Consider the following 23,034-nt stretch of genomic DNA (forward strand, 5'->3'; position numbering starts at 1 on the left):
GGGCGTGTGTATTTGCATCGATCTCATCTCTAGATTTATCTCAAGCTACGGCTGTTGTCCCTGTCATACAGGAAGCAAATTATGCCAGTCTTACAGGCTTACAATATCAGTCATCAATTTGGTAATGGCGAAACGCTGTTTCAGCAAATCTCATGTTCAATGATCAAACGTCGTGTTGGGTTAGTCGGACGTAACGGTGTCGGGAAATCGGTGTTTGCATCGATACTCAGCGGTGAGCAAACCCCAACCAGCGGTACAGTCACCTTACCAAAGTCCTTTGCGGTGTATCGCCAGCAACCATCTCATTTGTTGGCGGGAGAGCTTTCGATTGCCCAATTTTTATCAAAGGACAAAGTGCTAAGCGCGCTCAAGCAGATCGAAATGGGCGATTGCTCAGAGCATTTGTTTGAGGTGGTGGGTGAACAATGGGATTTGCCTATCCAACTTGCTAAGCAGTTAGAAACCATGGGTTTGCCACCACAGCCAGACTTCCCTTGCTCGCAATTGAGTGGCGGACAGTTAGCACGTTTGCAACTGTGGCAGTTGTTCGAAAGTGAAGTGGAATTGCTGATCCTTGATGAACCGTCGAACCATCTTGATACACATGCCAAGCAGTGGTTGATTCATTCGATGCGCAATTTCTCAGGAGCGATTCTGCTCATCAGTCATGACAGAGAGTTACTTCGCGAGATGGAGGAAATCTGGGAACTCTCCGGACTAGGCTTGCAAGTGTATGGCGGTAATTACGACGTGTATGCAGAGCAAAAGCACACCGAACTACAAGCGGTGGAACGCCAGTTAGCCAGTGTCGATAAACAAAAAAAGCAATTAGAAGAACAAGCTCAGCGCAATCGGGAGAAAGCAGAACAAAGAGCGGCTCAAGGGAACAAGTTGAGAAAGGATGGCAGCCAGCCGAAAATCTTACTGGATGGTATGAAGGACAAAGCCACAGCCCGAGCAGCCAGTCGCAATAAAAACGAGCAACTTCGCCAAGCGCATCTGCAAGAGAAAGAGCAAAGCTTGCGAGTGCGTAAAGAGCAAATCAAAGGGCAAAAACTGTATTTGGCAGACAGTCAAAACCGCTCACGAAAAGTTGTGTCGCTTTTAGAAGGCATGTTGCCATTTGGGTCGGCTCAGCCCATCACCGCGCAAGTTCATGCGGATGATAAATTGCATTTGTTGGGCAAAAACGGGTGCGGAAAATCGACCTTACTGAAAACCCTTTTGGGTGAGTTCTCACTGCAAAGTGGTGGGCTACAAATCAATACGTCGCTTTATTATCTCGACCAGCACTTCGGTGCGATACAGCCTGAACTCTCCATGTTGGAAAACCTAATGCAACATTGTGAGGGGATGAAAGAAAGTGATGCCAGAACATTACTAGCAGGCATTGGCTTTCGTCGAGACAGTGTCTTTCGTTTGGGCAACGTATTGAGTGGCGGCGAGAAAATGAAGCTCACGATGCTGATTGTCAGTCATCAACCAACGCAGCCTTTGTTGCTCTTGGATGAGCCAGATAATCACCTCGATTTGGATTCGAAAATCATGCTTGCTCAGGCACTAAGCGCGTATCGAGGCGGCTTTATTCTTATCAGTCACGACCAAGATTTTGCCGCGGAATCGGGTGTGTCTCGAAGTATTGAACTGAGCTAACAAGCTCTTGTCTATAACTCCACATTGCGGGGGATCACCGAAGCCAAGCAGCTAGTTTGGCTTTGGTGACTTTAAAACCTTTACCAAGCAATTTTCTCAAAGCAATTAGAATCCTTACTTCGATATGGGTAAGATGCTTGATGCATTACACAAAACAAAAACAGAAAAGGAAGTCTATGAAAAAGAAAACCTTAGCACTGGTGACCGCGTTTGCGATGACGGGCATATTGCCGAGTGCTTATGCCGAAGACTCAACAAAGGAGTTGGTTGAACACGTACACAAAATGGCGGTGAAGTACCCAACGACAAAGAAAGTCGATGTGGTGGATGAGTATTTTGGTACCAAAGTCAGTGACCCATACCGCTGGTTAGAAGATGACCGCAGTAAAGAAACCGCTGACTGGGTCAAAGCGCAGAACCAAGTCACGTTCGATTACTTGGCGCAAATTCCTTATCGTCACCAGATTGAAGAACGCTTAACTCAGTTGATGGATTACGAGAAGTTAGGGCGACCATTCAAAGAAGGTAAATACACCTATTTCTACAAGAACGACGGTTTGCAAAACCAAGATGTGCTTTACCGCCAACTCGACGGTGGCAAGCCTGAAGTCTTCCTCGACCCAAATACCTTTAGCGAAGATGGCACGACCTCATTGGCGAATGTGAGCTTCACCAAAGATGGTTCTTTAGTCGCTTACAGTATTTCAGAAGGCGGTAGCGATTGGCGCAAAGTAATTGTGCTTGATACTGAAACCAAAAAGCCTGTCGGTGAGACGTTAGTAGATATTAAGTTCAGTGGCGTAAACTGGTTAGGCAACAAAGGCTTCTACTACTCAAGTTACGATAAGCCAGAAGGCAGCGAGCTTTCGGCAAAAACCGACCAACACAAGCTTTATTATCACGAGCTAGGCACTAAGCAGAGTGAAGATAAGCTTATCTTCGGTGGTACAGATGCGGAGAAGCACCGATACGTTCGTGGTTACACTTCCGACGACCAACGTTACCTGTTTATTTCGGCAAGCACTTCAACGTCTGGCAATAAGCTGTTCTTCAAAGATTTGACCAAGCCAGACAGTCCGCTGAAAACCATTTTGGATGACACCAATTCTGATACTTGGGTGATTGATAGCAAAGGCTCCAAGCTGTATTTGGTCACTAACTTAGATGCACCAAACAAACGTGTAGTGACGGTAGATGCGAGCAATCCTGAGCCGAAGAATTGGAAAGATTTAATTCCTGAAACTGACAACGTGCTTAGTCCATCAACTGCGGGGGCTTACCTGTTTGCCAGCTACATTATTGACGCTCTTTCGATGGTCAAACAATACAATATGGATGGTAAGTTCATTCGTGAAATCAAGCTGCCAGATATTGGCAATGCTTACGGCTTTTGGGGTAAGAAAGAAGACGCTGAAGTTTACTACTCTTTCACCAACTACAAGACGCCAAGCACGACCTATCGCCTAGACATTAAAGAGGGTGACAGCGAGGTTTACCACAAATCAAACGCACCATTCGACCCGGCACAATTTGAATCCCGTCAGGTGTTCTACAAGTCGAAAGACGGGACCAAGATTCCAATGATCATCACCTACAAGAAAGGCACGCCGATGGACGGCAGTGCGCCAACGATCTTGTATGGTTATGGTGGTTTCAATATCAGCCTGACGCCTTACTTCAGCCCAAGCCGAGCTGCATGGTTGGAAATGGGCGGTATCTTCGCTGTCGCGAACATCCGTGGTGGTGGCGAGTACGGTAAAGAGTGGCACAACGCCGGCACCAAATTAGAGAAGCAAAACTCGTTTGATGACTTTATTGCCGGAGCTGAGTTCCTTATCGATAAAGACTACACCTCGTCAGACAAGCTCGCGATTAACGGTGGCTCGAACGGCGGCTTGCTTGTTGGTGCAGTGATGACGCAGCGCCCAGAGCTGTTCAAAGTGGCACTGCCAGCTGTGGGGGTATTGGATATGCTTCGCTACCACACCTTTACGGCAGGAGCGGGCTGGGCTTATGACTACGGTACAGCAGAACAAAGTAAAGAGATGTTCAATTACCTCAAAGGTTACTCGCCAGTACACAACGTCAAAGCCGGCGTTAAGTACCCTGCAACTATGGTAACAACGGGTGACCACGATGACCGTGTGGTGCCAGCGCATTCTTACAAATTTGCGGCTGAACTACAGTCTAAGCAAGCAGGTACAAACCCAACTTTGATTCGAATCGAAACCAACGCAGGTCACGGTGCAGGCACACCGACTAGCAAGGTTATCGAGAAAACTGCCGATGTTTACAGCTTTACTTTGTTCAATATGGGCGTTGAAAAGCTGTAAGCGAGAGGGCGGATTAACCGAAGAGCTTAAGCTCATTTACCTTGGAATTAAAACGCAGTCTTCGGGCTGCGTTTTTTATGTGAATACAAGGGATAAAGTAAGAGTGACAGTTCTCACATTCCTCATTATTTATCTGTAGAGTATTAAGCGGTACTTTTACAAAAGGGAGAATAACATTATTTTAATATAAAATGCTCTACAACTGTAAAGTATAAATATGAAATGGAAAAATCACATAGATATAAAAACTTCTGTATCTCGCGTATTTACTAGCTATTATCAATAGTGATTCTTTTTTGTTAACTTATAGAATTAAAGAAAGATTTCACATGAAGAAGTGATGTTAAAAACAACTTGTTATTTGTTTTATCAATGCTTGTTTATTTCTAATTCCATTGTTTTCTTATTATTTCTTCTTTTACCAAAGTTTAGGTTATAACTCATATAACCATAGGTGATTGAACTTTCTATACCATTTCTCTTAATTTACGCACAGCGTCAATCCTTTAGCCATCATTAGAATAGCATTTAGAAATATTATCCTCCAAAGCTTGCTTCTGAACGTTTGCTGTTTGTGATGACTCGATGACGCAAAACAATTAATTATCATGAGAATGGACAAAATCCTATGAATTTGGTGAAACCATCTGTTGTTGTAATGGCAGCAGTAATCCAGTTTGCGTCCCCCGTTTTTGCTGAGACAAATTCAGATGAACAATTACAAGATATGTCGGATCCTCTTGCCGTTTATACCCAAGCAGGTTTTGGTATTACGGACAAAGGAGCAAACATCAAAATAGGTCAAACTTATAAAGCGTCACAACCGGGCACGATGGCAATGAACGTTATCGAAGTCAAAGGTATTGGTGGCGAACTGTTTGACATTCGAGACGAAGATGACCCGTTGTACAGCAAAGTGGATGACAGTATTGATTCCTTCCGCCTGCGTAATTTCCAAGTTGAAGTGGCGAAGGGATTGGGACGTCAGCTTGATGTGAACTACGACGTGGATGCTGACAAGTTAGATGCATCGTACAGCTTCATCAAGGCCTTACCTAAGCTTGGTGTTGTCCAGCTTTACCCATTAGCTGGTGCAGGTGTGACGATTGCCAATGACTTCAGCGGTGAAGATAACGGCTACGAGATTCCAGGTACATTTACTGTGGTCGGTATGTATTCGAAAATCGATATTACCGACAAAATTTGGATCAACTACAACCCGATGTATATGCACACCTTGTCGGGCTCAAGTGATTATAAAGACACGTATTATGCAGGTGAGGATAATATCTTAACGCATGAATTTGCGATTTCTTACCAAATAACACCACGCTCAAATATTCGTTACTTCGCTAACTGGAATGAGCAAGTCGACTTTGGCGATGGTGATCACCGCATCGAATATAACTACCAATTCTAATAATTATATTTATATCTCAGGAATAAACGAGTGGGCGTATTTTCATAAGCTCACTTTTTCCTAAGTAGGTCTATTATGAAAGTCCAAAATAAAGCAGTATTACTCTCTCTACTTATTACGACTACCTTACTCTCTGGGTGTAATACTGATGAGGCGAAAACACTAGATAAGGCAGTCCCATCAGTCGAAACGCTCACTCTCACTAAAACACCAATTACCCCTTACCATACCTTTATCGGCAGAACAGAAGCTGTCAATGATGTTGATATTATGCCGAGAGTGGGAGGAGAGCTGACCGCGATTCATTTCAAAGATGGAGATATGGTTGAAAAAGGTCAGCTTCTATTTGAAATCGATTCGAGACCCTATGAAGCCGCACTTTCCTATGCCGAAGCATCATTAGAAAAGGCGCGCGCTAACTTGCTTCAAGCTAACCGAAATGCACAGCGAGCTCAAAAGTTGATCAAAGACAAGAGCATCAGTGAGCAGCAGTTTGATGAGGCGATTACAGATAAAGCAACAGCTAGTGCAGAGGTGGAAGAGGCAAAGGCGACTCTGGTTTCAGCTAAGCTTGATTTGGAATTCTCGTCAGTTCGTGCTCCATTCTCTGGTCGTGTGGGATTCAGTAACTTTCGCGTTGGCGACCGCATCTCAAAAATACAACTTGTTCCACTCGTTTCGATTACTCAAATTGACCCGATTCGCTTTGGCTTTGATGTGGATGAAAAACTCTATCGACGTGTAAGAAATGCAATTGATGTGGCACGAAGCCACGACGAAAAGCTCAATGTTGATGTAACGCTTTCTTTATCCGACGGCAAAACATATCCGCACAAAGGAAAGATCTATGCACTTGGGAATAAGATCGATTTAGAAACAGGCTCAATTCAGGCTGAGGCTCAGTTTGACAATCCAACTTACTCACTCATGCCGGGTGAATACGGAAATTTGACGATCAAACTCCGTAACAAAACGATTGATGGGTTGCTAGTTCCGTCATCAGCGATTCAACAAGATCAAGCTGGTAGCTACGTTATGGTGGTTGCTGATGATCATGTTGTCTCACGTCGCAATATCGAGTTGGGTCAAGTTTATGGTGTGAACCATGCTGTCCTATCAGGCCTGTCTGAAAATGAAAAAGTCATTGTGAACGGTCTACAAAAAGTGCGTCCAGGCAGCACTGTGAATGATATTGAGCGACAGGGTTAGCCACGATGTTAAGTAAATTTTTCATTCACCGACCAAAGTTCGCTTTGGTCATTTCATTGGCGATGACCTTGATGGGGATGATCGCTTTAAATGTGTTGCCGATTTCTGAGTATCCCCAAATATCACCGACAGTAATTTCAATAACAACCATGTATCCGGGTGCAAATGCGGATGTGGTTAAAAAGACGGTAGCTCAACCTATCGAAGCCAAAGTCAATGGTGTTGAAGACATGATTTATATGTCATCCGTTATTGGTAACGATGGTTCATACACGCTGAAGGTTTACTTTCGGGTAGGTGCTGACGGTGATATGGCACAGGTTCGAGTGAACAACTTAGTTGCCCAAGCGACCTCCTCTTTACCCCAAGAAGTAAACCAAATCGGTGTAACGGTGAAAAAAAAGTCGTCGGACATGCTTGGCGTTATTACTCTTCGCTCACCAAATCAATCATTCGATAGCATTTACCTTTCCAACTATGCGGATTTAAACGTAGTTGAACGTTTGAAGCGTATTGAAGGTATGAGTGATATTACGTTACTGGGTAAAAAAGATTACTCCATGCGAGTTTGGTTAGATCCTAACAAGCTAGCGACCTTGAAGCTTTCTGCCAGTGACGTCATCACAGCAATCAAAACACAAAACATACAAGTTGCAGCAGGTAAGGTTGGCGGAATGCCTGCTCCGGGAGATCAGCAGTATCAATATGTTTTGCAGACAAAAGGGAGACTAACGACTGCCGCTGAGTTTGAAAATATTGTGATTCGAGCAAGTGAAAAGGGGACTTTAATTCGCCTTAAAGATGTCGCTCGTGTGGAAGTTGGCGCTCAAGGGTATGAGGCTGATGGCCGTATGAATAACGCCCCTGCAGCAGTACTTGCGCTGTACCAATTGCCTACAGCGAATGCGTTGGCAGTCATGGAAGAAGTCAAGCAGGCAATGAAAGAGTACGAAAAGACGTTTCCTGATGATCTTGTTTACGATATTGCTTACGACTCTACCGAATATGTAGAAACGTCCATCGATGAAGTGTATGAGACCCTCGTTATTGCGGTTCTTTTAGTTACGCTAGTTGTGTACGTGTTTCTCCAAAATTGGCGTGCAACGGTCATACCCACGTTAGCAATTCCAGTGTCGATCATTGCTACTTTTGCGGTAATGGCTCTCATGGGGATGACGATAAATACGATATCCCTATTTGGACTGATATTGGCAATTGGAATCGTCGTCGATGATGCCATTATCGTGGTAGAAAACGTTGAGCGTGTAATGCATGAGGAGCACCTTGCTCCTGTGCCTGCGACTATTCAAGCGATGAAAGAGGTGACGGGACCTGTACTGGCAACCACACTTATTTTACTTGCTGTATTTGTACCTGTTGCACTACTACCAGGTATTTCTGGGCGCATGTTTAACCAGTTCGCAGTGACGATTTGTGTCTCGGTTCTTATCTCAGCAGTCAATGCGTTATCACTTACCCCTGCATTATGTGCTCTGATGCTCAAGTCAACGCATGAGCAGCCTATCGCACCTTTACGTGCTTTCAACCGCGGTTTTGATGCCATCACTCGTAAATATCAAAGCTTAGTTGGTTTTTTGAGCCGTCGTCTTGTTCTCAGTCTTGGAGTCTATGGAGCGTTAATCGGTGCGCTTGCCTACGGATTTATGAATGTCCCGTCGTCGTTTGTTCCAAATGAAGACAAAGGTGTGTTTATGGTTGAGATGAGGTTACCTGATGCTGCAGCGTTGCAACGCACCGCCCCTTTAATGAAAAAATATGTCGATGAGCTTAAACAGATGGATGGCGTGGAGAATGTTGTCTCTGTGGCAGGCTTTTCCGTCATCAATATGGCCGCTATCCCAAACTCCGGCATGCTAATTATTAAACTGGATAATTGGGATGAGCGACAAGATCCTGCGTTGCATCAACGTGCTCTGATGGCAAAAGTGAATCAGTTGCTGAATTCTACGCCAGATGCAGCCTCGTTTGTATTTGCGACTCCTGCAATTAAAGGGATGGGAGCGGTCGATGGCTTCAATCTTGTTTTGCAAGATAACTTGGGTCGCTCTCCGAAGGAGTTGGCAAGAACTACCGCAGAGTTTGTAGCAAAGATAAACCAACTGCCGCAGGTTGCACGAGCGTTTTCCATTTTCCGCGCAAACATCCCACAGCGTTACATCAACATTGATCGTGATAAAGCAATCTCAATGGGAGTACCGTTGAATGAGATATTTACAACGCTTCAAGCTGAGTTGGGCGGTGCGTATATCTCGGACTTCAATTTATTTGGTCGTTCTTACCAAGTAAAGGTTCAAGCAGAGGAGCAGTTCCGGGACAACGTTGATGACATTAGCCATCTATATGTTCGCTCCAGTTCCGGAAAGATGGTGTCTCTGGCAACGTTAGTAAAAGTAGAGCCGATCTTTGGCCCGGATACTCTATCAAATTACAACATGTTTGGTTCGGCAACAGTGAATGGCGCTCCTGCTCCTGGTTACAGTTCTGGTGATGTCGTTAACGCGATAGAGGAACTAGCACAAACCAGTTTGCCGAGCGGCTATTCTTACGAATGGTCAGGCATGACTTATCAAGAGCAAAAGGCAGGTAACCTTGCACCTATTGCTTTTGCTCTATCCCTCTTATTTACCTACCTATTCCTTGTTGCTCAATATGAAAGTTGGACGATTCCTGCTGCGGTAATGATGGCAGTACCCGTAGCCATTCTGGGTGCAATGGGAACGCTAGTCATGGTTGGTCAGTCTTTCGATCTCTATGTACAGATAGGTGTTGTTATCTTGATCGGGATGTCGGCGAAAGTCGCCATTCTCATTGTGGAATTCGCCAAAGTGCTTCGAGAAGAGAAAGGGCTATCGATTATTGATGCGGCAAAAGAAGCGGCTCGAATTCGTTTCCGAGCGGTTCAAATGACGGCATTTGCGTTCATTTGGGGTGTTTTCCCGTTAGTGATTGCGTCTGGTGCAGGCGCTGCTTCACGCCATTCATTAGGTTTCGCTGTCTTCGGCGGCATGATCCTTTCAACCTTTGTCGGCACATTATTGACTCCAGTTTTCTTCGTGATGATGCAGTCATTGCGCGAACGATTTAAGCGTAATGTTCCAACTAAAACGGAGGAACCTAGCGCGTAAGTTCTAATCGCTCCTCCCCATGCTGCTGCAATGAAAAGAGTTTTTGTTGAGATAAAACCAAATTGTCAGCATGGGTTTTCTTTTAAATATACTTATAGGTTTTAGTATGAAAAATCTTACCAAAATCGTTGCTGTGGGGTCCCTCATCTCGTGTGCAGCAGCGCAAGCAGGAGGTCTGTACTTGTACGAGACTTCCACCACAGACATTGGTTTAGCGTCTGCGGGTATGGCGGCAAGAGCGCAGGATGCCTCGGTCATGGCGGCGAACCCTGCGGGTTTATCTAATGTGGCGGGTCAGTCATTTTCAGGTCACTTGATCAGCTTGTATGGCGACACAACACTGGACACCTTTGGTGGCGGTGACGCAGGTAACATCATTGGTTACGTGCCGCTTGGTTCTGCGTTTTACAGCCAACAAGTGAACGATAAGTGGACGCTTGGTATCGGTATGTACGGCAACTACGGCTTGGGTCTGGAATACGACAAGCTGTTCAGCCGTATTGATATTCCTAATGCAATTACTCAGGCCGTGACGGTTCAACCTTCTGCTTCATACCGTATTAACGATCAATGGTCTGTAGGTGCTGCATTGGGCATCCATTACGGCATCTTAGATATGGATGTCAAAGTTGAAGGTACGGCAATCGTTGGTGGCATTGAAGATACCGACACTCAAGTCAATGGCCGCGTTGGTGTGCTGTATGAATTGAATTCAGGTACTCGCTTAGGTCTGTCTTACTCGAATGAAACTGAGTTCGAATTCGATGATAAAGACTTCTCGACCAGTGCCGTTGCACCTCAGCAGTTGGTATTCAGTGCTTACCATGAGCTTAACGACAAACTGGCGGTGATGGGTAACTTGAACTGGCAAGATTGGAGCGCTTACCAGACGCTGATGGATGTAGAAACACAAGACACCTACCAAATTGCTTTGGGGACACAATACAAGGTTAATAGCAAAGTGATGTGGAATGCAGGTTTCGCCTTTGATTCAAGCATGTACACAGACCAATCCAACGGTGATCTGACTATCCCAACTGGCAACGCTTACCGTCTAGGTACGGGCATTGATTACAAGATTGATGAAACAAGCACGGTGTCAGTTGCCTTTGAAGCGACCTTAATTGAATCGTCTGAAGTGAAAATGGCGGGTATTCCTGTTGCAAGCTTTGATGATCCAGCGTTGTACTTCCTAAGCATTGGCTACAGCTGGAAAAACCAATAATCCGGCGTTCACGCAATCACTAGATTAGCGATACGGCGAAAAGCAGCGGTAAGCACGTCCTAGGCTTACCGCCGTTTTTGTTTGTAGCGGGACGGTATCAATTCAACTGAACAAAAAGCACAAAGTAAAAAGACGATAGCGAATTCGTCGAGGAAATTTGAAATGAACAACACGTTTTGGCTGGCATGTGCAGCGTTAATTTTAAGCTCGTCGGCTCTGGCTAGCGAACGCGTTCCCAAAGAGAACAAAAACAAATTAGCCGATGACCCAACAAAGGTGATCACCAAGTTCGGTGCGGCTTACTCCAACAACTATGATTTTGATGACCAGAACTTCTCTTTCTCTGGCTCTTTAGCATTGGATGAAGCTCGCAAGATTAATGTTCGTATCAATGATGATGCGAGTGAATGGCGCGTGGGCGGCTCTTGGCTGTTTCCGGTGGGTATCGTGAACTTCAACTTTGGTAAGAACGAATACACTAACGGTGCTGATCAAACCAACTACAGCGTCGGAACGTTTGTACCATTGAGCTATTTTGGCATCGAGCCAGCAGGCTTTCAGATCTTCCCTATGGCTGGTTATACTTATAACGATGGCGATGTGCCAGTTTGTGATGGCGCAGAAGGCAGTGCATGTTCAGACCCTGGTTTTACTGGCACGCCTAGCCCAGAGAATGGATTCAACATGATGAACTCTTCAGGCAGTAGCGGTTATTTGGGAGCGTTCACATTGAAACCCCTAACAGAGCAATTGACCTTGATGGGATTTGCGGGTGGCTCTTATGGCTCAGAGAACAGTGAAGGCGACAACTACAAAGGCGTTTTTGGTGGAGTAGGCATGAGTTATCTGGTGCAGAAACGCCACTCGTTTAACTTGATGACGTTTATGATGGGCAACAACACTTATCTCGATGATCCAGACAAGCGCGTCATCGTCTCATACCAGTATCAGTTTGATTAAAGAAGCGCAGCCCATCGGCTGCGTTTTAATTAAAAAGTGCCAACCCATATCAGAACGGATCAGCTCTCTAGCTCTGCGCGGTATTGGTCTTGTAGGATATACATGCGTTTTACATCGCGGTAGCTACCGTTGATGAAGAACTCTTGCACAAGATGGCCTTCTTCAATAAAGCCGCACTTCTGGTAAAGGTGGATCGCTTTTTCATTGTCCAAGGCAACCAACAGGTAGATTTTGTGCAGGTTAAGAATCGAGAATGAATAATCCAAAGCACGATTGATCACCTCTTCGGCATAGCCTCGTCCTTGGTGGTCTGGGGCGATGATGATCTGGAACTCGGCGCTGCGGTGGATGTAGTTAATCTCAATCAACTCGACCAGGCCAATTAAGACACCGTGTTCATCTTCTACGACAAAGCGGCGCTCGGCATCGTCGTGAATGTGTTTGCGATACAGCTCTTCTAATTCATCATGAGACTCGTAAGGCTCTTCAAACCAGTAAGTCATGATGTTGCGGTTGTTGTTGAGGTCGTGAATAAAGCGCAGGTCTGAACGTTCTAAAGCACGAATAGTGAGACCATTTTTCATCGTCTATCTCCAGAGAGCAAAAGCATAATCAAATGCGACTATAACCAAGCCATCTTAGCCCATTAGAGGGAAATCTCCCCTTTACTTCTAAGACTTTAGGGTCGTAAAAGCGATCTTCGTCATACCCTTGCAACGCCTTTATCTATAAGGGCTGCGGCAATAATGAAACTTAATCATGACGACAACAAATCTGATTAGGTTAAGGGTGCAATTTCAGATTAAATACCGCCAACGACTTAAGGTCATAATCTACAGAAACAAGGTATTAAATATGTTTTCAATCGGTGACGTAGTAGTAGCTACTAAAGGTATCGAACTAGGCGAAATGGTTGTTACAGGTCTAAGCAGCGGCGGTTTTTACGCGCACGTTAAAGCTGGCGAAAAGACACTAACTTACCCAGCTAAAGATCTTAAGAAAGCATAATTACATTTGCTGACTTGCTAAAAAGGTAGCTCTCGAGCTGCCTTTTTTTGTGCCTACAATTCCTTCCTAAATTCCTACTTTATTTCGACCTGAATTATTTTTAATCAAATTTAATATGTTTGGTTAATATATTGTCGCCTCCGTCATTTTTGACTCATATCAATAAAAGCTCCGGTTTTAAGTTGTTGTTTTTATGTTGTATTTTTTACTTATTTCCGCAAGTGTCTGTTTTTATAAACTTTAGATGTTAAATTCGCTGCTCATCTAAATATTCGATTAATATCTATTCCTTTTTCCCATTTTTAAAAATATTGGCATTTCAATAACTTTCGCCCCAACTGATTTAGGGGAACAGTGATGAATAAAAAGAAAATAACACTAGGGATCGTGGGTGCAGGCTTGGTGGCTTACTTCGGCACCGTTTACATGGTGAACCAAGACGATAAAAAAGTGGCTCAACAAAATCTGGCGCAATTTAGTTCGCTCGATCAATCTACGCTGGATTATCAAGCGATGAAGGTGTTAGCGGATAAAGGTTGTGGCTATTGTCATACACCAAACAGCGAAATGCCTTTCTACTCAGAAATGCCAGTGGCGAAACAGATCATGGAAGCGGATGTGAAGGTGGCCATGCGTCACTTTGATATGACCAATCTGTTCGGCGACGTGAAGCAGAATGATCCTGTTTCTGAAGTGGCACTTGCTCGTCTTGAGAAGGTGCTCTACGACGATTCAATGCCGCCCGCGATTTACCTGACCATGCACTGGTCTGCAAGTATGTCGAAAGACGAAAAGCACACCTTATTGAAGTGGATTCGTGAGAAGCGTGCAGAGCGTCATGCTCACTCTCCGGTATCTGAAGAACGTAAAACCAAAGTTCTACAACCAATTTACACCACGTTCGAAACCGATGCAGACAAGGCTGAACTGGGTAAGGTGCTATATCACGACACGCGACTATCAGGAGACAATAGTGTCTCATGTGCGTCATGCCATAGCCTTGATACAGGCGGCGTAGACCGACTCGTAACGTCTGTTGGTATTCATGGCCAAGTGGGTGGCATCAACGCGCCAACCGTGTTTAATGCTGTGTACAACAAGCTGCAATTCTGGGATGGTCGTGCCGCGGATCTGCAAGATCAAGCGGGTGGTCCTCCGTTTAACCCGATTGAAATGGGCTCTATGGATTGGGATGAAATCGTCGACAAGTTGAGCCAAGATCCAGAAATGGTTGCGATGTTCAAAAAGGTTTACTCAGGTGAGATTAATGGCAACAACATCACGGATGCGATTGCTGAGTTTGAGAAAACCCTAACCACACCAAACAGCCGCTTCGACCAATACATGATGGGTGATACAAAGGCACTGGATTCACATGAGAAATACGGTCTAATGCTGTTCAAGAAGTACGATTGTCAAACTTGTCACGCAGGTGAAGCGATGGGTGGTGAAACGTTTGAAACCATGGGCATGAAAGCGGATTACTTTGCGGACCGTGGTACTGACATGACGGATGCAGACCTTGGTCGTTACAACTTCACTGGTAACAAAGAAGACAAGCACAAGTTCAAAGTGCCAACCTTGCGTAACATTGAACTGACACCGCCATACTTCCACGATGGACATGCTGATACGCTAGAAAAAGCTATCTACGACATGGGTAAATACCAAGTCGGAGTGGAAATGTCGGATGAAGAAGTGGATGCCATCAAAGCGTTCTTGAAAACACTGACGGGCGATTATGAAGGCCGAACTTTAAGTTAAGCTGAGGCATTACCGACAAGTTTGTCACCGATAAAACGATAGACTTCGCAATCGAGACCACCTTTGATTAAGGTGGTCTTTTTTATGGAACAAATTCAATCAAGTAGGGATAGATATGATTGATCATTTTGAAATTAAGGTTGTGGATTTTGATGCTTGTGTCGCGTTTTACTACAAGATGCTTACTCCTCTGGGCATCGAGCTAAAATGGTCGGACGAAGCAGCGGCAGGCTTTGGATTAGTTGGTGAACCCAATACGCGCTTCCTGATAGAAAAGGGTGGCCAAAGAGCCCCTTGCCACATTGCGTTTAAAGCGAATGACAAAGCGTCCGTCGAGGCCTTTCATAAAGCAGGTATTGAGGCTGGGTTTACTTGTCATGGTGAGCCCGGTTTGCGTGAACACTACGCGCCAAATTACTACGCAGCATTTTTTTATGATCCCGATGGTAACAACATCGAAGCGGTGGCTTATTTATAGGGCGTTAACGATACGATTATTCAGTGGATACTTACTGATCGAACGATCGTTATGTCATCGGTTTTAAGATTAAGATAGAAGATAATCGAGCTCCTATTCCATCCCTACAAAAAGAACGAAAAATACTATGAAAGTTGTCGTCACAAAGGCACAAAAACAGCACGCTCAAGGCATTACCGAAGTTCTCAATCCCATCATAGAAGAGGGCTTATACACAACCCTTGATACCACCTTCACCCCAGAAGAGGAAGAAGGCTTCATTGAAAGCTTTCCTGAAACGGGTGTGTTCAATGTGGCATTGAATGTAAAAGAAGCGGATGAGGAAGACAGCGCCGTGCTCGGTTTCTAAAACGTAGAGCCTTTCGCTAGTTATACCAAGGCATTCGTGCATGTTGGCATTATTGGTACGTTCGTCGATGCGAAATGCCGTCGACAAGGGGTCGCTTCAGCGTTGTTTACCGCTACCTTTGCTGATGAAAAGTTGTTTGCTTATGTCCGAGAGGACAACCCCAACGCGCTCGCAACGTATCTGAAACATGGCTTTGAAGTGGTCGGCACCGCTAAGAAGCATGCCAAGGTTAATGGCCAATACATCAATGAAGTTATGATCGAGAAGTTTCTCTAACGCCTAGAAGGCAAGCAAGATGCACAAGTCAGCAGGTATCATCATTAAAGACGGCTCACTGTTGGTGCTGCGCTCAAAAGGCAAAGACACCTTCTATGCGCCGGGTGGAAAACTGGATAGTGGCGAAACACCAGAGCAAGCGTTATGTCGCGAACTGCAAGAAGAAGTAAGCATTGTCGTGGCGGAAGATGCCTTGACGCTTTTTGGTCGCTTTGAAGCGCCTGCACACGATAAAGACGGCATTACTTTGGTCATGGATGTGTTCTTCGTTAATGATTATTCGGGCGAGGTGGTTGCCAGTAACGAAATCGAAGAGTGCCAATGGGTAGATTCTTCAAACGTGGATGACATCGCGATAAGCACGATTTTCCGCAATGAGGTCTTCTCGAGTTTGGTTGAACAAGGGTTAGTGAAATAACGTCTAATCACGAACAGAATACAAAAACGCCCACAATGCGAACGTATTGTGGGCGTTTTACTTTTTGAATCTTTTTTTACAATTCATGTTGACCTGTCTATAACTCTACAGTTTAAGATGCTTTCATCAGCGCTGAGGAAAATTACATGTATCGGATATCGGAACTGGCTGAGATGCTGGGTTTGTCTCGTACCACATTGCTCTATTACGAGAAGATTGAGCTCATCAAAGGGCAACGGTTAAGTAACGGCTACCGCGCTTATAGCGATGCGGATCTGCAACGCTTGCGTTTGATCCAGCAATTGCAGAGCGGTGGACTGACGCTCAAAGAATGTAAAGCCTGTCTGGAAGCGAAAGTGGATCGCCAGTTGATGTTGGAAAGGCTTAAGCAGCTCGATGAAGAGATTGAGCAAAAGCAGAAATCGCGTCAGTTGTTGGCGGCGCTGCTTGGTGAAACTCCGTTAACTGATTGGCATGAATCGTTGGATGAAGTCGCGCCGGATGCGCACTTGAAATGGCTGATGACGCAAGGTTTTAGCGAGAAAGAAGCCCTTCACTTACGTTGGTTATCAAAAGATATGAATACTCACGACGACTACATGGCGGACTTCTTCCGCGTATATGAAGCCCTGGAGTTTTGGGGGCCGGGTTCAGAGCAAGATACGTTGAAAGCGTTGAGTCTATTACCAACTCAACCTGATGAGATATTGGAAATCGGCTGTGGGCAGGGCATTGCGACTCGCACTTTGGCAAAACACGCACATGTCACCGCGGTCGATAATGACGAGCCATCTTTGCAACGCTTGCAAGGTAAAGCACAAGCTCTTGGCCTAAGTGACAATATCACCACGGTGTGTGCCAGCATGACTGAACTGCCATTCGCCGACGGGACGAGCAACCTAATTTGGGCGGAAGGCAGTGCTTACATCATGGGCGTTGAAAACGCATTAAAAGAATGGCGTCCATTGCTTAAAGGCGGCGGTATCTTAGTGGTGAGCGATTTGGTTTGGAATACAGACACGCCAAGCGAAGATACAGTGGCATTCTGGCAAAAAGAGTACCCAGATATGGGCAGCGTTGAGAAGCGCATTGCGCAAGCGAAAGCAGCAGGCTACCGAGTGTTAGAGACTTTCCCAATTAGCCAACAGGCATGGGATAACTACTACGTTCCTTTAAATGAGCGTGTGCAAAGTTTGAAAGCTGAGATGCCAGCATCACAAGCATTGAAAGACATACAAGTTGAATTAGATATCGTTAAACGCCGTGGTAATGAAGTGGCGTATCAGATGTATATTTTACAAAAAGATTGATAGAAAAATGAACGAAACAACAAATCAAAATACTCAAAAATCTAACTACACTCTTTCTCAATATGAGAGAGCCATGAGCAGCGAGATGATCGCTTTGTTTACTCAAACCTTTTCTGATTCAGAAGGTGAAGCAGAAGGCAAAACCATTGGCGCACTAGTCGGCGATTTATTGAGCACGACGCCCGAGCAAGAACTGAAAGGTTTTGTAGCGACACAAGGTGAGCGTTTGATCGCAGGCGTGTTGTTTACACCGTTACGCTTTGAGAGCGGTGAAGTGGGCTACTTATTGTCGCCAATGGCAACACTAACAGAGTGCCAAGGTAAAGGCGTAGGACAAGCCCTAATCAACTTTGGCCTTGAACAACTGAAACAACAAGGCATCGAATTGGTATTTACCTATGGCGACCCTAACTTTTACTCGCGTGTTGGTTTCCAACAAGTGACAGAAGCGCAATTCAAAGCGCCTCATACTTTGAGCTTCCCACATGGTTGGTTGGCACAATCACTTGCAGGTGAATTGACGTCAATCCAAGGCACATCCTCTTGCGTTCAAGGTTTGGATAGCCCTGCTTACTGGTAACCCATTAAGTTCCGGTCATTGGTTGGCCTAACCTGAACGAAAAAGCCCCTCTGCGATGAACTTGCAGAGGGGCTTTTTAATGCGTTCCACCAGGCATTACTTCACGGTAAGGACCATCTTGCCTACGTGGCCCTTCTCTTGGAATGCCGCTTGCGCTTGTTTGATGTCTTCAAGTGGGAACGTCTGTGCGACTAATGGTTTGATGTTGCCTTGTTCAATATGATGAACCAAGTTTCCAAACACTTCAGGCTCAAGGACGGTACAACCAAAGAAGCTGAGATCTTTGAGATACAAAGTGCGAACGTCTAGCTCAACCATCGCACCGCCAATGGCACCGGATACCGCGTAACGACCTTTCGGGCGCAAGACTTCAAGAAACTGTGGCCACTGGTCGCCAGCAACTAAATCAATCATCACATCGACGCTGTTGTTGCCAAGTGCTTCAACAAGATTTGCGTTGCGTGGCACGACTTCATCTGCGCCCAACTCCAGCACTTGTTCATTTTTGCTTGGGCTTGTGATGGCAATAACAGTAGCACCGCGCGCTTTGGCCAATTGAATCGCCGCAGAGCCGACACCGCCGGAAGCACCAGAAATCAGGACACGATCTCCTTTGGCAACACGAGAGCGCGTGAGCATGTTTTCTGCCGTTGAATACGAACATGGGAAAGACGCAAGTTCAACGTCAGTCAAATCCGTCTTTAGCTGGTAGGCGTGCTTAGCTGATACCACTGTGTATTCTGCAAATCCACCGTCGCATTCTGAGCCAAAGTACCAAGGTGGATTAATGTTTTCACCGTTCACGTCGCTCAAGCAAGGTTCAATCAACACGCGTTCACCTATACGGCGTTCATCTACCATACTACCCACGGCAACGATCTCGCCACAGACGTCAGCGCCTTGAATGCGTGGAAGAACCAGTGCATTGCCGCTCCAACTTGCGTCTTCGCTGTCGTTGTCACCTTTTGAATACCAGCCGATACGCGTATTGATATCGGTATTGTTCACGCCTGCAGCGGATACACGAATCAGCACTTCATTCTCTTTTGGTGTTGGGACAGGAATATCTTGGCGGTATTCCAACATTTCTGGTCCGCCGTGACCGGTCAACAGAACACCTTTCATTGTGGTTGGTAGTGTTGTCATGATTAATCTTCCTTTAGCAATCTTAAAACAGCTTGTTGCGCAGAGTTCAGAGCTTCGTTACCCAGTACCGGCCAAGCGCTGGAGACGCCTTCGTGCAATAAGAACAGCTGCGTGGCGAGGTCTTGACGAAGGCTCTGTTTACCCAAAAATTGTCGAACGTCTTCTTTGTGTGCTTTCACGGTTTGGTTGATGATGTCGTGCTCGGGAAATGCCGCAATCGCGTTCATCGACATGCAACCATGCGGTGCATAGTCTTCCATCCATTGTTTGAGCTTGTTGAATACGTGCTGAGTCGCTTCTAGCCCAGCTTGTGGCGAGTTATCCAGCAGGAAGTTTAAGTAGCGCTGGTGGCGATGCTCCAGTGCAGCTACGATCATGTCTTCCTTAGAAGGGTAGTGCTTGTACAAGGTGCGCAGGCTAACGCCACAGGCCGTCTTGAGCTGTGCCACACTCGGCTCGGCAAATCCAAGCTCGCTAAAAGCTTGTTCTAAACTGGCGGCGATCTGTTCTTTCAACATAGCGTCTTCTCATGGGTAGAATGAATGTTCTACCATTAGGGTAGAGCGATCGTTCTACCTGTGTCAACTAAGATCGCAAACATAAAAAAACGGAGCCCGAAAGCTCCGTTTTAAATCATCAAGTTAGCGTTAAATATTTTTGTATTCGTCCAACACCAACTGGCTAATTTGAGCGATGACTTGGTCGCGCGCCTGTAACGATAAATCGGTCTCAGTAATGTAAATGCTGATGTAAACCGGTTTATGATTCTCTTTCCAAATCATGGCCGTGATACCACGCGAGCCAAACCCGCCAGCACCAGAACGATCGGCAATCGACCAGCCTTTTGGCAACACAGAGCGCATCAAAGAGTCAGAGACTTTGTTGTCTTGCATCCAAATCTTTAACTGAATACGTGATTCGTAAGAGAGTGCATCGCCTTCTAGCAGGGTGTGTAGAGTGTTTACCATGGCGTTAGGCGTTGTTGTATCTTGCTTGTCGCCCGGTTTAGCTTCATTCAATCTTGGTTCAAAACGGTCAAGGCGAGTGGCCTTATCACCAATAGAACGCAAGAATCTGGTTACGCCATGCGGACCACCAATGCTGCGTAAAACGATGTTGGCCGCTGTGTTGTCGCTCATCAGCATTGCGGCTTCACAGGCATGTTCAATACGGGTTGTTTGGCCTGCCATTCGGTCCATGACAGGTGACCACACCACCATGTTGCGCTCTTCGACTTTCGCGGTGGCGTTTTTATCAAGCTTTTCACTGTCCATGTCTTTCAGCATGGTCGCACACGCCAGCGTTTTAAAGGTACTCATCATTGGGAAGCGCTCGTCGCCACGATAATCCCACTTTTCGTCTGTTTGCGTGTCCCAAACAGAAACGCCAATGCGACCCGTAATGTGGTCTTCAATTGCGGAGAGGTCTTCATTCAGTTTGGCGGCATACGTTGCACTCGAACAGGCTAATAATCCGAGTAGCAGAAATAGCTTTTTCATTATTGATTTTCTTAGTGTTATTTATTCCACTTCGCACCTTGGCGAATTTAGCCGGAACTATAACGAGTGAATACTCTAATGACTGTTAGATTCTTGTCTTTTTTCTGTAGGAATCCTTGCATATGTCGAGCTTTACCCGCTTTTACGCTTATTGACGTTGCTTTACATGTGAAGCGCTAAAGTAAAGTTGTCGATTAACCGAGTAACCAATCATGAAAACATTCCGCAATATCATCTGGGCAATGATCGCCGCGATGTCCGTATTATGGTTTGCGATGGAACCGCAGCTTTTCTCTTCTACCAATGTCTTTGAATGGCGATCTGCCATGATCCAATATTCAGGCATTCTGTCTTTGATGTTGATGTCGATCACCATGGTGTTGGCAATGCGCCTTCCTGTGGTTGAAAACTGGCTACACGGCATGGACAAAGCGTATCGAGTGCACAAATGGCTCGGTATCGGTGGCGTTGCATTAGGTTTGGCGCACTGGCTTTGGTATCAAGTGCCGAAATGGTTAGTCATGTCTGGCGTATTAGCAAGACCAGAGAAACACACAGGTGCAGGGCCTGAGGGTAACCTCTCTGGAATCGAGGCTTGGATTCATGGTCTGCGCGATCTTGCTCAAGGCATGGGTGAGTGGGGCTTCTACATGCTGTTGGTTTTGCTGGTGGCTTCTCTATGGGGCGCAGTGAAATACAAGCCCTTTAAACTATCGCACCGCTTTATGTCTGTGGCGTATTTGCTGATCGCGATTCACTCCGTACTGCTGCTCAAACGCGCGTATTGGGGCGAGCCTGTTTACTATCTCACAATAGCATTCGCAGTCGTCGGTTCGATTGCTGCACTTTACAGTTTGTTTGGCTTCGTTGGTCGTCGTAACAAACATTCTGCGGTTGTGGCGTCGACACGTTACTTCCCTCAAGCTGAAGTGATGGAATTGGTCGTCAAACCAAATGCGTCTTGGCAAGGGCACAAAGTGGGGCAATTTGCTTACTTACGTTTTGGTGATGAAGATGCCCATCCGTTCACTATCGTCTCTGGCAGTGAAAGTGATGAGCTACGTTTCTTAATCAAAGAGCTCGGCGACTTTACTACCGGTTTGTATGAGCGCGTAAAAGCGGGCGATGCTGTGATGGTTGAGGGGCCTTACGGACGTTTGGAATTTGATTTAGAGAAACCTCAAATCTGGATTGCTGGTGGGGTAGGGATTGCTTCTTTCTTTGCCGCTTTGGAAGCGTTGAAAGTGCAAGCTCAAACTAGCGACGTTCATTTGTTTTACTGCAGCCGTGGTATTGACGGTCAGTTGGTCGATGAACTTTGGCATTTAGCGCACCAAGCAAGCGTCAAACTGCACGTGATAGATACCATGAAATCGCCACGTTTGAATGCTGAACGTATTGCGGCTCAGTGTGGTGATTTGAACCAGTATGAAATGTATTTCTGTGGACCAGAAGCTTTCTCAAAAACACTGAAAAAAGAGCTAGATGCGCATCAGTTTAATATTGAGCAGAGTTATCACGAAGAGCTATTTATTATGCGCTAAGTGTCAAGATTGTTAGTCATGAGTTAGCTCAGCGGTGAGCTTTTTAAGCCTCAATTTCGATATTCAGAAATGGTTAGGGTAATAAGCAAATCCAAACCGAGAGAGTAAAGATGACTATCACATCAAAACGCATTCTAGCGCTAACGACACTGGCGACTTTAACTGCTTCTGGCCACGCATTGGCAGAAGGCCGCAACAACTCAATTGAAGCGGGTGCAACCTTCGTTGGCGACCACGAAATGTACACCTTGGGTTACAGCCGCGATGTGGGTAACAACATTGTCACTGGCGGTGGTATTTTTGTTGGCTCTGATGCGATTGATTTGCCTGTGAGCAATGATCAGGACGCTTGGGGCATGTACGCAAACATTGGCTACCGCTTTGAAATTGCTGAGTTCGATATCATTCCTAAGCTTGGTATCAACTACTTTAATGCGGACGTTGATATCAATAGCGGTACTTACTCAGGCCAGAGCATGAACATTGATAGCGTTTACGCTTCTGTTGGCGGTACGGTTAACTGGCGTATGGTTGGCCTAACGGTTGATTACGGTAAGATCAACGACTCAGCGGTTAACCCGATCAATGGTAAAGAATTTGAAGAGGATGTGGTTCGCGCTACGTTGAGCTTCAACTTCTAACGTTTTTCATCGACCTTTATATTTTTATCGTTTTATTGCACATACTGCTTGTTTGCCGCCTGTACCAGGCGGCTT

At 45.6% G+C, this 23,034-nt stretch carries 19 protein-coding genes and 1 pseudogene; 16 read left to right on the forward strand and 4 right to left on the reverse strand.

What is annotated here, in order from left to right; all coding sequences use genetic code 11:
* The first annotated feature begins 81 nt into the window (after nt 1-81).
* The 7 genes from QTO06_RS02050 (at nt 82) to QTO06_RS02080 (ending at nt 11,946) form a co-directional block, all read left to right on the forward strand.
* Nucleotides 82-1,653, forward strand: coding sequence for an ABC-F family ATP-binding cassette domain-containing protein (locus QTO06_RS02050; RefSeq protein ID WP_331406717.1), 1,572 nt, complete (start codon nt 82-84; stop codon nt 1,651-1,653).
* 176 nt (nt 1,654-1,829) lie between these two features.
* A complete protein-coding gene (locus QTO06_RS02055; protein WP_331406718.1) occupies nt 1,830-3,986 on the forward strand; it encodes a prolyl oligopeptidase family serine peptidase in 2,157 nt (718 codons plus the stop codon).
* Nucleotides 3,987-4,614: 628 nt separating this feature from the next.
* Entirely contained in the window at nt 4,615-5,406 is a 792-nt protein-coding gene (locus QTO06_RS02060; protein ID WP_331406719.1) for a hypothetical protein, read from the forward strand.
* Between the two features lie 75 nt (nt 5,407-5,481).
* Complete coding sequence (locus QTO06_RS02065) at nt 5,482-6,615, forward strand: efflux RND transporter periplasmic adaptor subunit (protein WP_081634736.1); 1,134 nt, start codon at nt 5,482-5,484, stop codon at nt 6,613-6,615.
* A 5-nt stretch (nt 6,616-6,620) separates the two neighbouring features.
* Nucleotides 6,621-9,761 carry an efflux RND transporter permease subunit gene (locus tag QTO06_RS02070; protein ID WP_331406720.1) on the forward strand — a complete coding sequence of 1,047 codons (3,141 nt, stop codon included), beginning with the start codon at nt 6,621-6,623 and terminating at the stop codon, nt 9,759-9,761.
* 106 nt (nt 9,762-9,867) lie between these two features.
* Nucleotides 9,868-10,986, forward strand: coding sequence for an OmpP1/FadL family transporter (locus QTO06_RS02075; RefSeq protein ID WP_331406721.1), 1,119 nt, complete (start codon nt 9,868-9,870; stop codon nt 10,984-10,986).
* Nucleotides 10,987-11,148: 162 nt separating this feature from the next.
* Nucleotides 11,149-11,946, forward strand: coding sequence for a hypothetical protein (locus tag QTO06_RS02080; RefSeq protein ID WP_331406722.1), 798 nt, complete (start codon nt 11,149-11,151; stop codon nt 11,944-11,946).
* Nucleotides 11,947-12,005: 59 nt separating this feature from the next.
* Here the strand turns inward: QTO06_RS02080 and speG are convergent, their stop codons facing one another.
* Nucleotides 12,006-12,530 carry a spermidine N1-acetyltransferase gene (gene speG, locus QTO06_RS02085; protein WP_009706233.1) on the reverse strand — a complete coding sequence of 175 codons (525 nt, stop codon included), beginning with the start codon at nt 12,528-12,530 and terminating at the stop codon, nt 12,006-12,008.
* 271 nt (nt 12,531-12,801) lie between these two features.
* On the opposite strand from speG, the gene QTO06_RS02090 reads away from it, so the two are divergent.
* From QTO06_RS02090 to QTO06_RS02120, 7 genes and pseudogenes are all read left to right on the forward strand, one after another.
* Nucleotides 12,802-12,954, forward strand: a complete 153-nt coding sequence (locus QTO06_RS02090; RefSeq protein WP_005452601.1) for a hypothetical protein — start codon at nt 12,802-12,804, stop codon at nt 12,952-12,954.
* Nucleotides 12,955-13,311: 357 nt separating this feature from the next.
* Nucleotides 13,312-14,718 (forward strand): cytochrome-c peroxidase, encoded by a 1,407-nt coding sequence (locus tag QTO06_RS02095; RefSeq protein ID WP_331406723.1) that lies wholly within the window; start codon nt 13,312-13,314, stop codon nt 14,716-14,718.
* A gap of 115 nt (nt 14,719-14,833) precedes the next feature.
* Nucleotides 14,834-15,196, forward strand: coding sequence for a VOC family protein (locus QTO06_RS02100; protein ID WP_331406724.1), 363 nt, complete (start codon nt 14,834-14,836; stop codon nt 15,194-15,196).
* 127 nt (nt 15,197-15,323) lie between these two features.
* Nucleotides 15,324-15,821, forward strand: a pseudogene (locus QTO06_RS02105) (GNAT family N-acetyltransferase).
* Nucleotides 15,822-15,840: 19 nt separating this feature from the next.
* Nucleotides 15,841-16,239 carry an NUDIX hydrolase gene (locus QTO06_RS02110; RefSeq protein WP_331406725.1) on the forward strand — a complete coding sequence of 133 codons (399 nt, stop codon included), beginning with the start codon at nt 15,841-15,843 and terminating at the stop codon, nt 16,237-16,239.
* A 146-nt stretch (nt 16,240-16,385) separates the two neighbouring features.
* The gene (locus QTO06_RS02115) at nt 16,386-17,549 is read left to right on the forward strand and encodes a MerR family transcriptional regulator (protein WP_331406726.1); all 1,164 of its coding nucleotides are present in this window, start codon (nt 16,386-16,388) and stop codon (nt 17,547-17,549) included.
* Nucleotides 17,550-17,556: 7 nt separating this feature from the next.
* Nucleotides 17,557-18,129: a GNAT family N-acetyltransferase gene (locus QTO06_RS02120; protein WP_331406727.1), complete on the forward strand. Its 573-nt coding sequence runs from the start codon at nt 17,557-17,559 to the stop codon at nt 18,127-18,129.
* Nucleotides 18,130-18,225: 96 nt separating this feature from the next.
* Here the strand turns inward: QTO06_RS02120 and QTO06_RS02125 are convergent, their stop codons facing one another.
* The 3 genes from QTO06_RS02125 to blaCARB form a co-directional block, all read right to left on the reverse strand.
* Nucleotides 18,226-19,275 (reverse strand): alcohol dehydrogenase family protein, encoded by a 1,050-nt coding sequence (locus QTO06_RS02125; RefSeq protein WP_443088825.1) that lies wholly within the window; start codon nt 19,273-19,275, stop codon nt 18,226-18,228.
* 2 nt (nt 19,276-19,277) lie between these two features.
* On the reverse strand, nt 19,278-19,793 hold the full coding sequence (locus QTO06_RS02130; RefSeq protein ID WP_005435424.1) for a TetR/AcrR family transcriptional regulator: 516 nt from the start codon (nt 19,791-19,793) through the stop codon (nt 19,278-19,280).
* A 129-nt stretch (nt 19,794-19,922) separates the two neighbouring features.
* A complete protein-coding gene (gene blaCARB / locus QTO06_RS02135; RefSeq protein ID WP_038895534.1) occupies nt 19,923-20,774 on the reverse strand; it encodes a CARB/PSE/RTG family carbenicillin-hydrolyzing class A beta-lactamase in 852 nt (283 codons plus the stop codon).
* Between the two features lie 212 nt (nt 20,775-20,986).
* Here blaCARB and QTO06_RS02140 point away from each other — a divergent pair, with 212 nt between their 5' ends.
* Nucleotides 20,987-22,318 (forward strand): ferredoxin reductase family protein, encoded by a 1,332-nt coding sequence (locus tag QTO06_RS02140; protein WP_331406728.1) that lies wholly within the window; start codon nt 20,987-20,989, stop codon nt 22,316-22,318.
* A gap of 110 nt (nt 22,319-22,428) precedes the next feature.
* Nucleotides 22,429-22,959, forward strand: coding sequence for a hypothetical protein (locus tag QTO06_RS02145; protein ID WP_331406729.1), 531 nt, complete (start codon nt 22,429-22,431; stop codon nt 22,957-22,959).
* Nucleotides 22,960-23,034: the final 75 nt, after the last annotated feature.

The organism is Vibrio sp. M260121, assembly GCF_036533715.1.
Lineage (GTDB): Bacteria > Pseudomonadota > Gammaproteobacteria > Enterobacterales > Vibrionaceae > Vibrio.

What these genes read in the sequence shown, in the direction of transcription:
- QTO06_RS02050 (WP_331406717.1), top strand. Translation starts at nt 82, where the DNA reads ATGCCAGTCTTACAGGCTTACAATATCAGTCATCAATTTGGTAATGGC.
- QTO06_RS02055 (WP_331406718.1), top strand. Translation starts at nt 1,830, where the DNA reads ATGAAAAAGAAAACCTTAGCACTGGTGACCGCGTTTGCGATGACGGGC.
- QTO06_RS02060 (WP_331406719.1), top strand. Translation starts at nt 4,615, where the DNA reads ATGAATTTGGTGAAACCATCTGTTGTTGTAATGGCAGCAGTAATCCAG.
- QTO06_RS02065 (WP_081634736.1), top strand. Translation starts at nt 5,482, where the DNA reads ATGAAAGTCCAAAATAAAGCAGTATTACTCTCTCTACTTATTACGACT.
- QTO06_RS02070 (WP_331406720.1), top strand. Translation starts at nt 6,621, where the DNA reads ATGTTAAGTAAATTTTTCATTCACCGACCAAAGTTCGCTTTGGTCATT.
- QTO06_RS02075 (WP_331406721.1), top strand. Translation starts at nt 9,868, where the DNA reads ATGAAAAATCTTACCAAAATCGTTGCTGTGGGGTCCCTCATCTCGTGT.
- QTO06_RS02080 (WP_331406722.1), top strand. Translation starts at nt 11,149, where the DNA reads ATGAACAACACGTTTTGGCTGGCATGTGCAGCGTTAATTTTAAGCTCG.
- speG (WP_009706233.1), bottom strand. Translation starts at nt 12,530, where the DNA reads ATGAAAAATGGTCTCACTATTCGTGCTTTAGAACGTTCAGACCTGCGC.
- QTO06_RS02090 (WP_005452601.1), top strand. Translation starts at nt 12,802, where the DNA reads ATGTTTTCAATCGGTGACGTAGTAGTAGCTACTAAAGGTATCGAACTA.
- QTO06_RS02095 (WP_331406723.1), top strand. Translation starts at nt 13,312, where the DNA reads ATGAATAAAAAGAAAATAACACTAGGGATCGTGGGTGCAGGCTTGGTG.
- QTO06_RS02100 (WP_331406724.1), top strand. Translation starts at nt 14,834, where the DNA reads ATGATTGATCATTTTGAAATTAAGGTTGTGGATTTTGATGCTTGTGTC.
- QTO06_RS02110 (WP_331406725.1), top strand. Translation starts at nt 15,841, where the DNA reads ATGCACAAGTCAGCAGGTATCATCATTAAAGACGGCTCACTGTTGGTG.
- QTO06_RS02115 (WP_331406726.1), top strand. Translation starts at nt 16,386, where the DNA reads ATGTATCGGATATCGGAACTGGCTGAGATGCTGGGTTTGTCTCGTACC.
- QTO06_RS02120 (WP_331406727.1), top strand. Translation starts at nt 17,557, where the DNA reads ATGAACGAAACAACAAATCAAAATACTCAAAAATCTAACTACACTCTT.
- QTO06_RS02125 (WP_443088825.1), bottom strand. Translation starts at nt 19,275, where the DNA reads ATGACAACACTACCAACCACAATGAAAGGTGTTCTGTTGACCGGTCAC.
- QTO06_RS02130 (WP_005435424.1), bottom strand. Translation starts at nt 19,793, where the DNA reads ATGTTGAAAGAACAGATCGCCGCCAGTTTAGAACAAGCTTTTAGCGAG.
- blaCARB (WP_038895534.1), bottom strand. Translation starts at nt 20,774, where the DNA reads ATGAAAAAGCTATTTCTGCTACTCGGATTATTAGCCTGTTCGAGTGCA.
- QTO06_RS02140 (WP_331406728.1), top strand. Translation starts at nt 20,987, where the DNA reads ATGAAAACATTCCGCAATATCATCTGGGCAATGATCGCCGCGATGTCC.
- QTO06_RS02145 (WP_331406729.1), top strand. Translation starts at nt 22,429, where the DNA reads ATGACTATCACATCAAAACGCATTCTAGCGCTAACGACACTGGCGACT.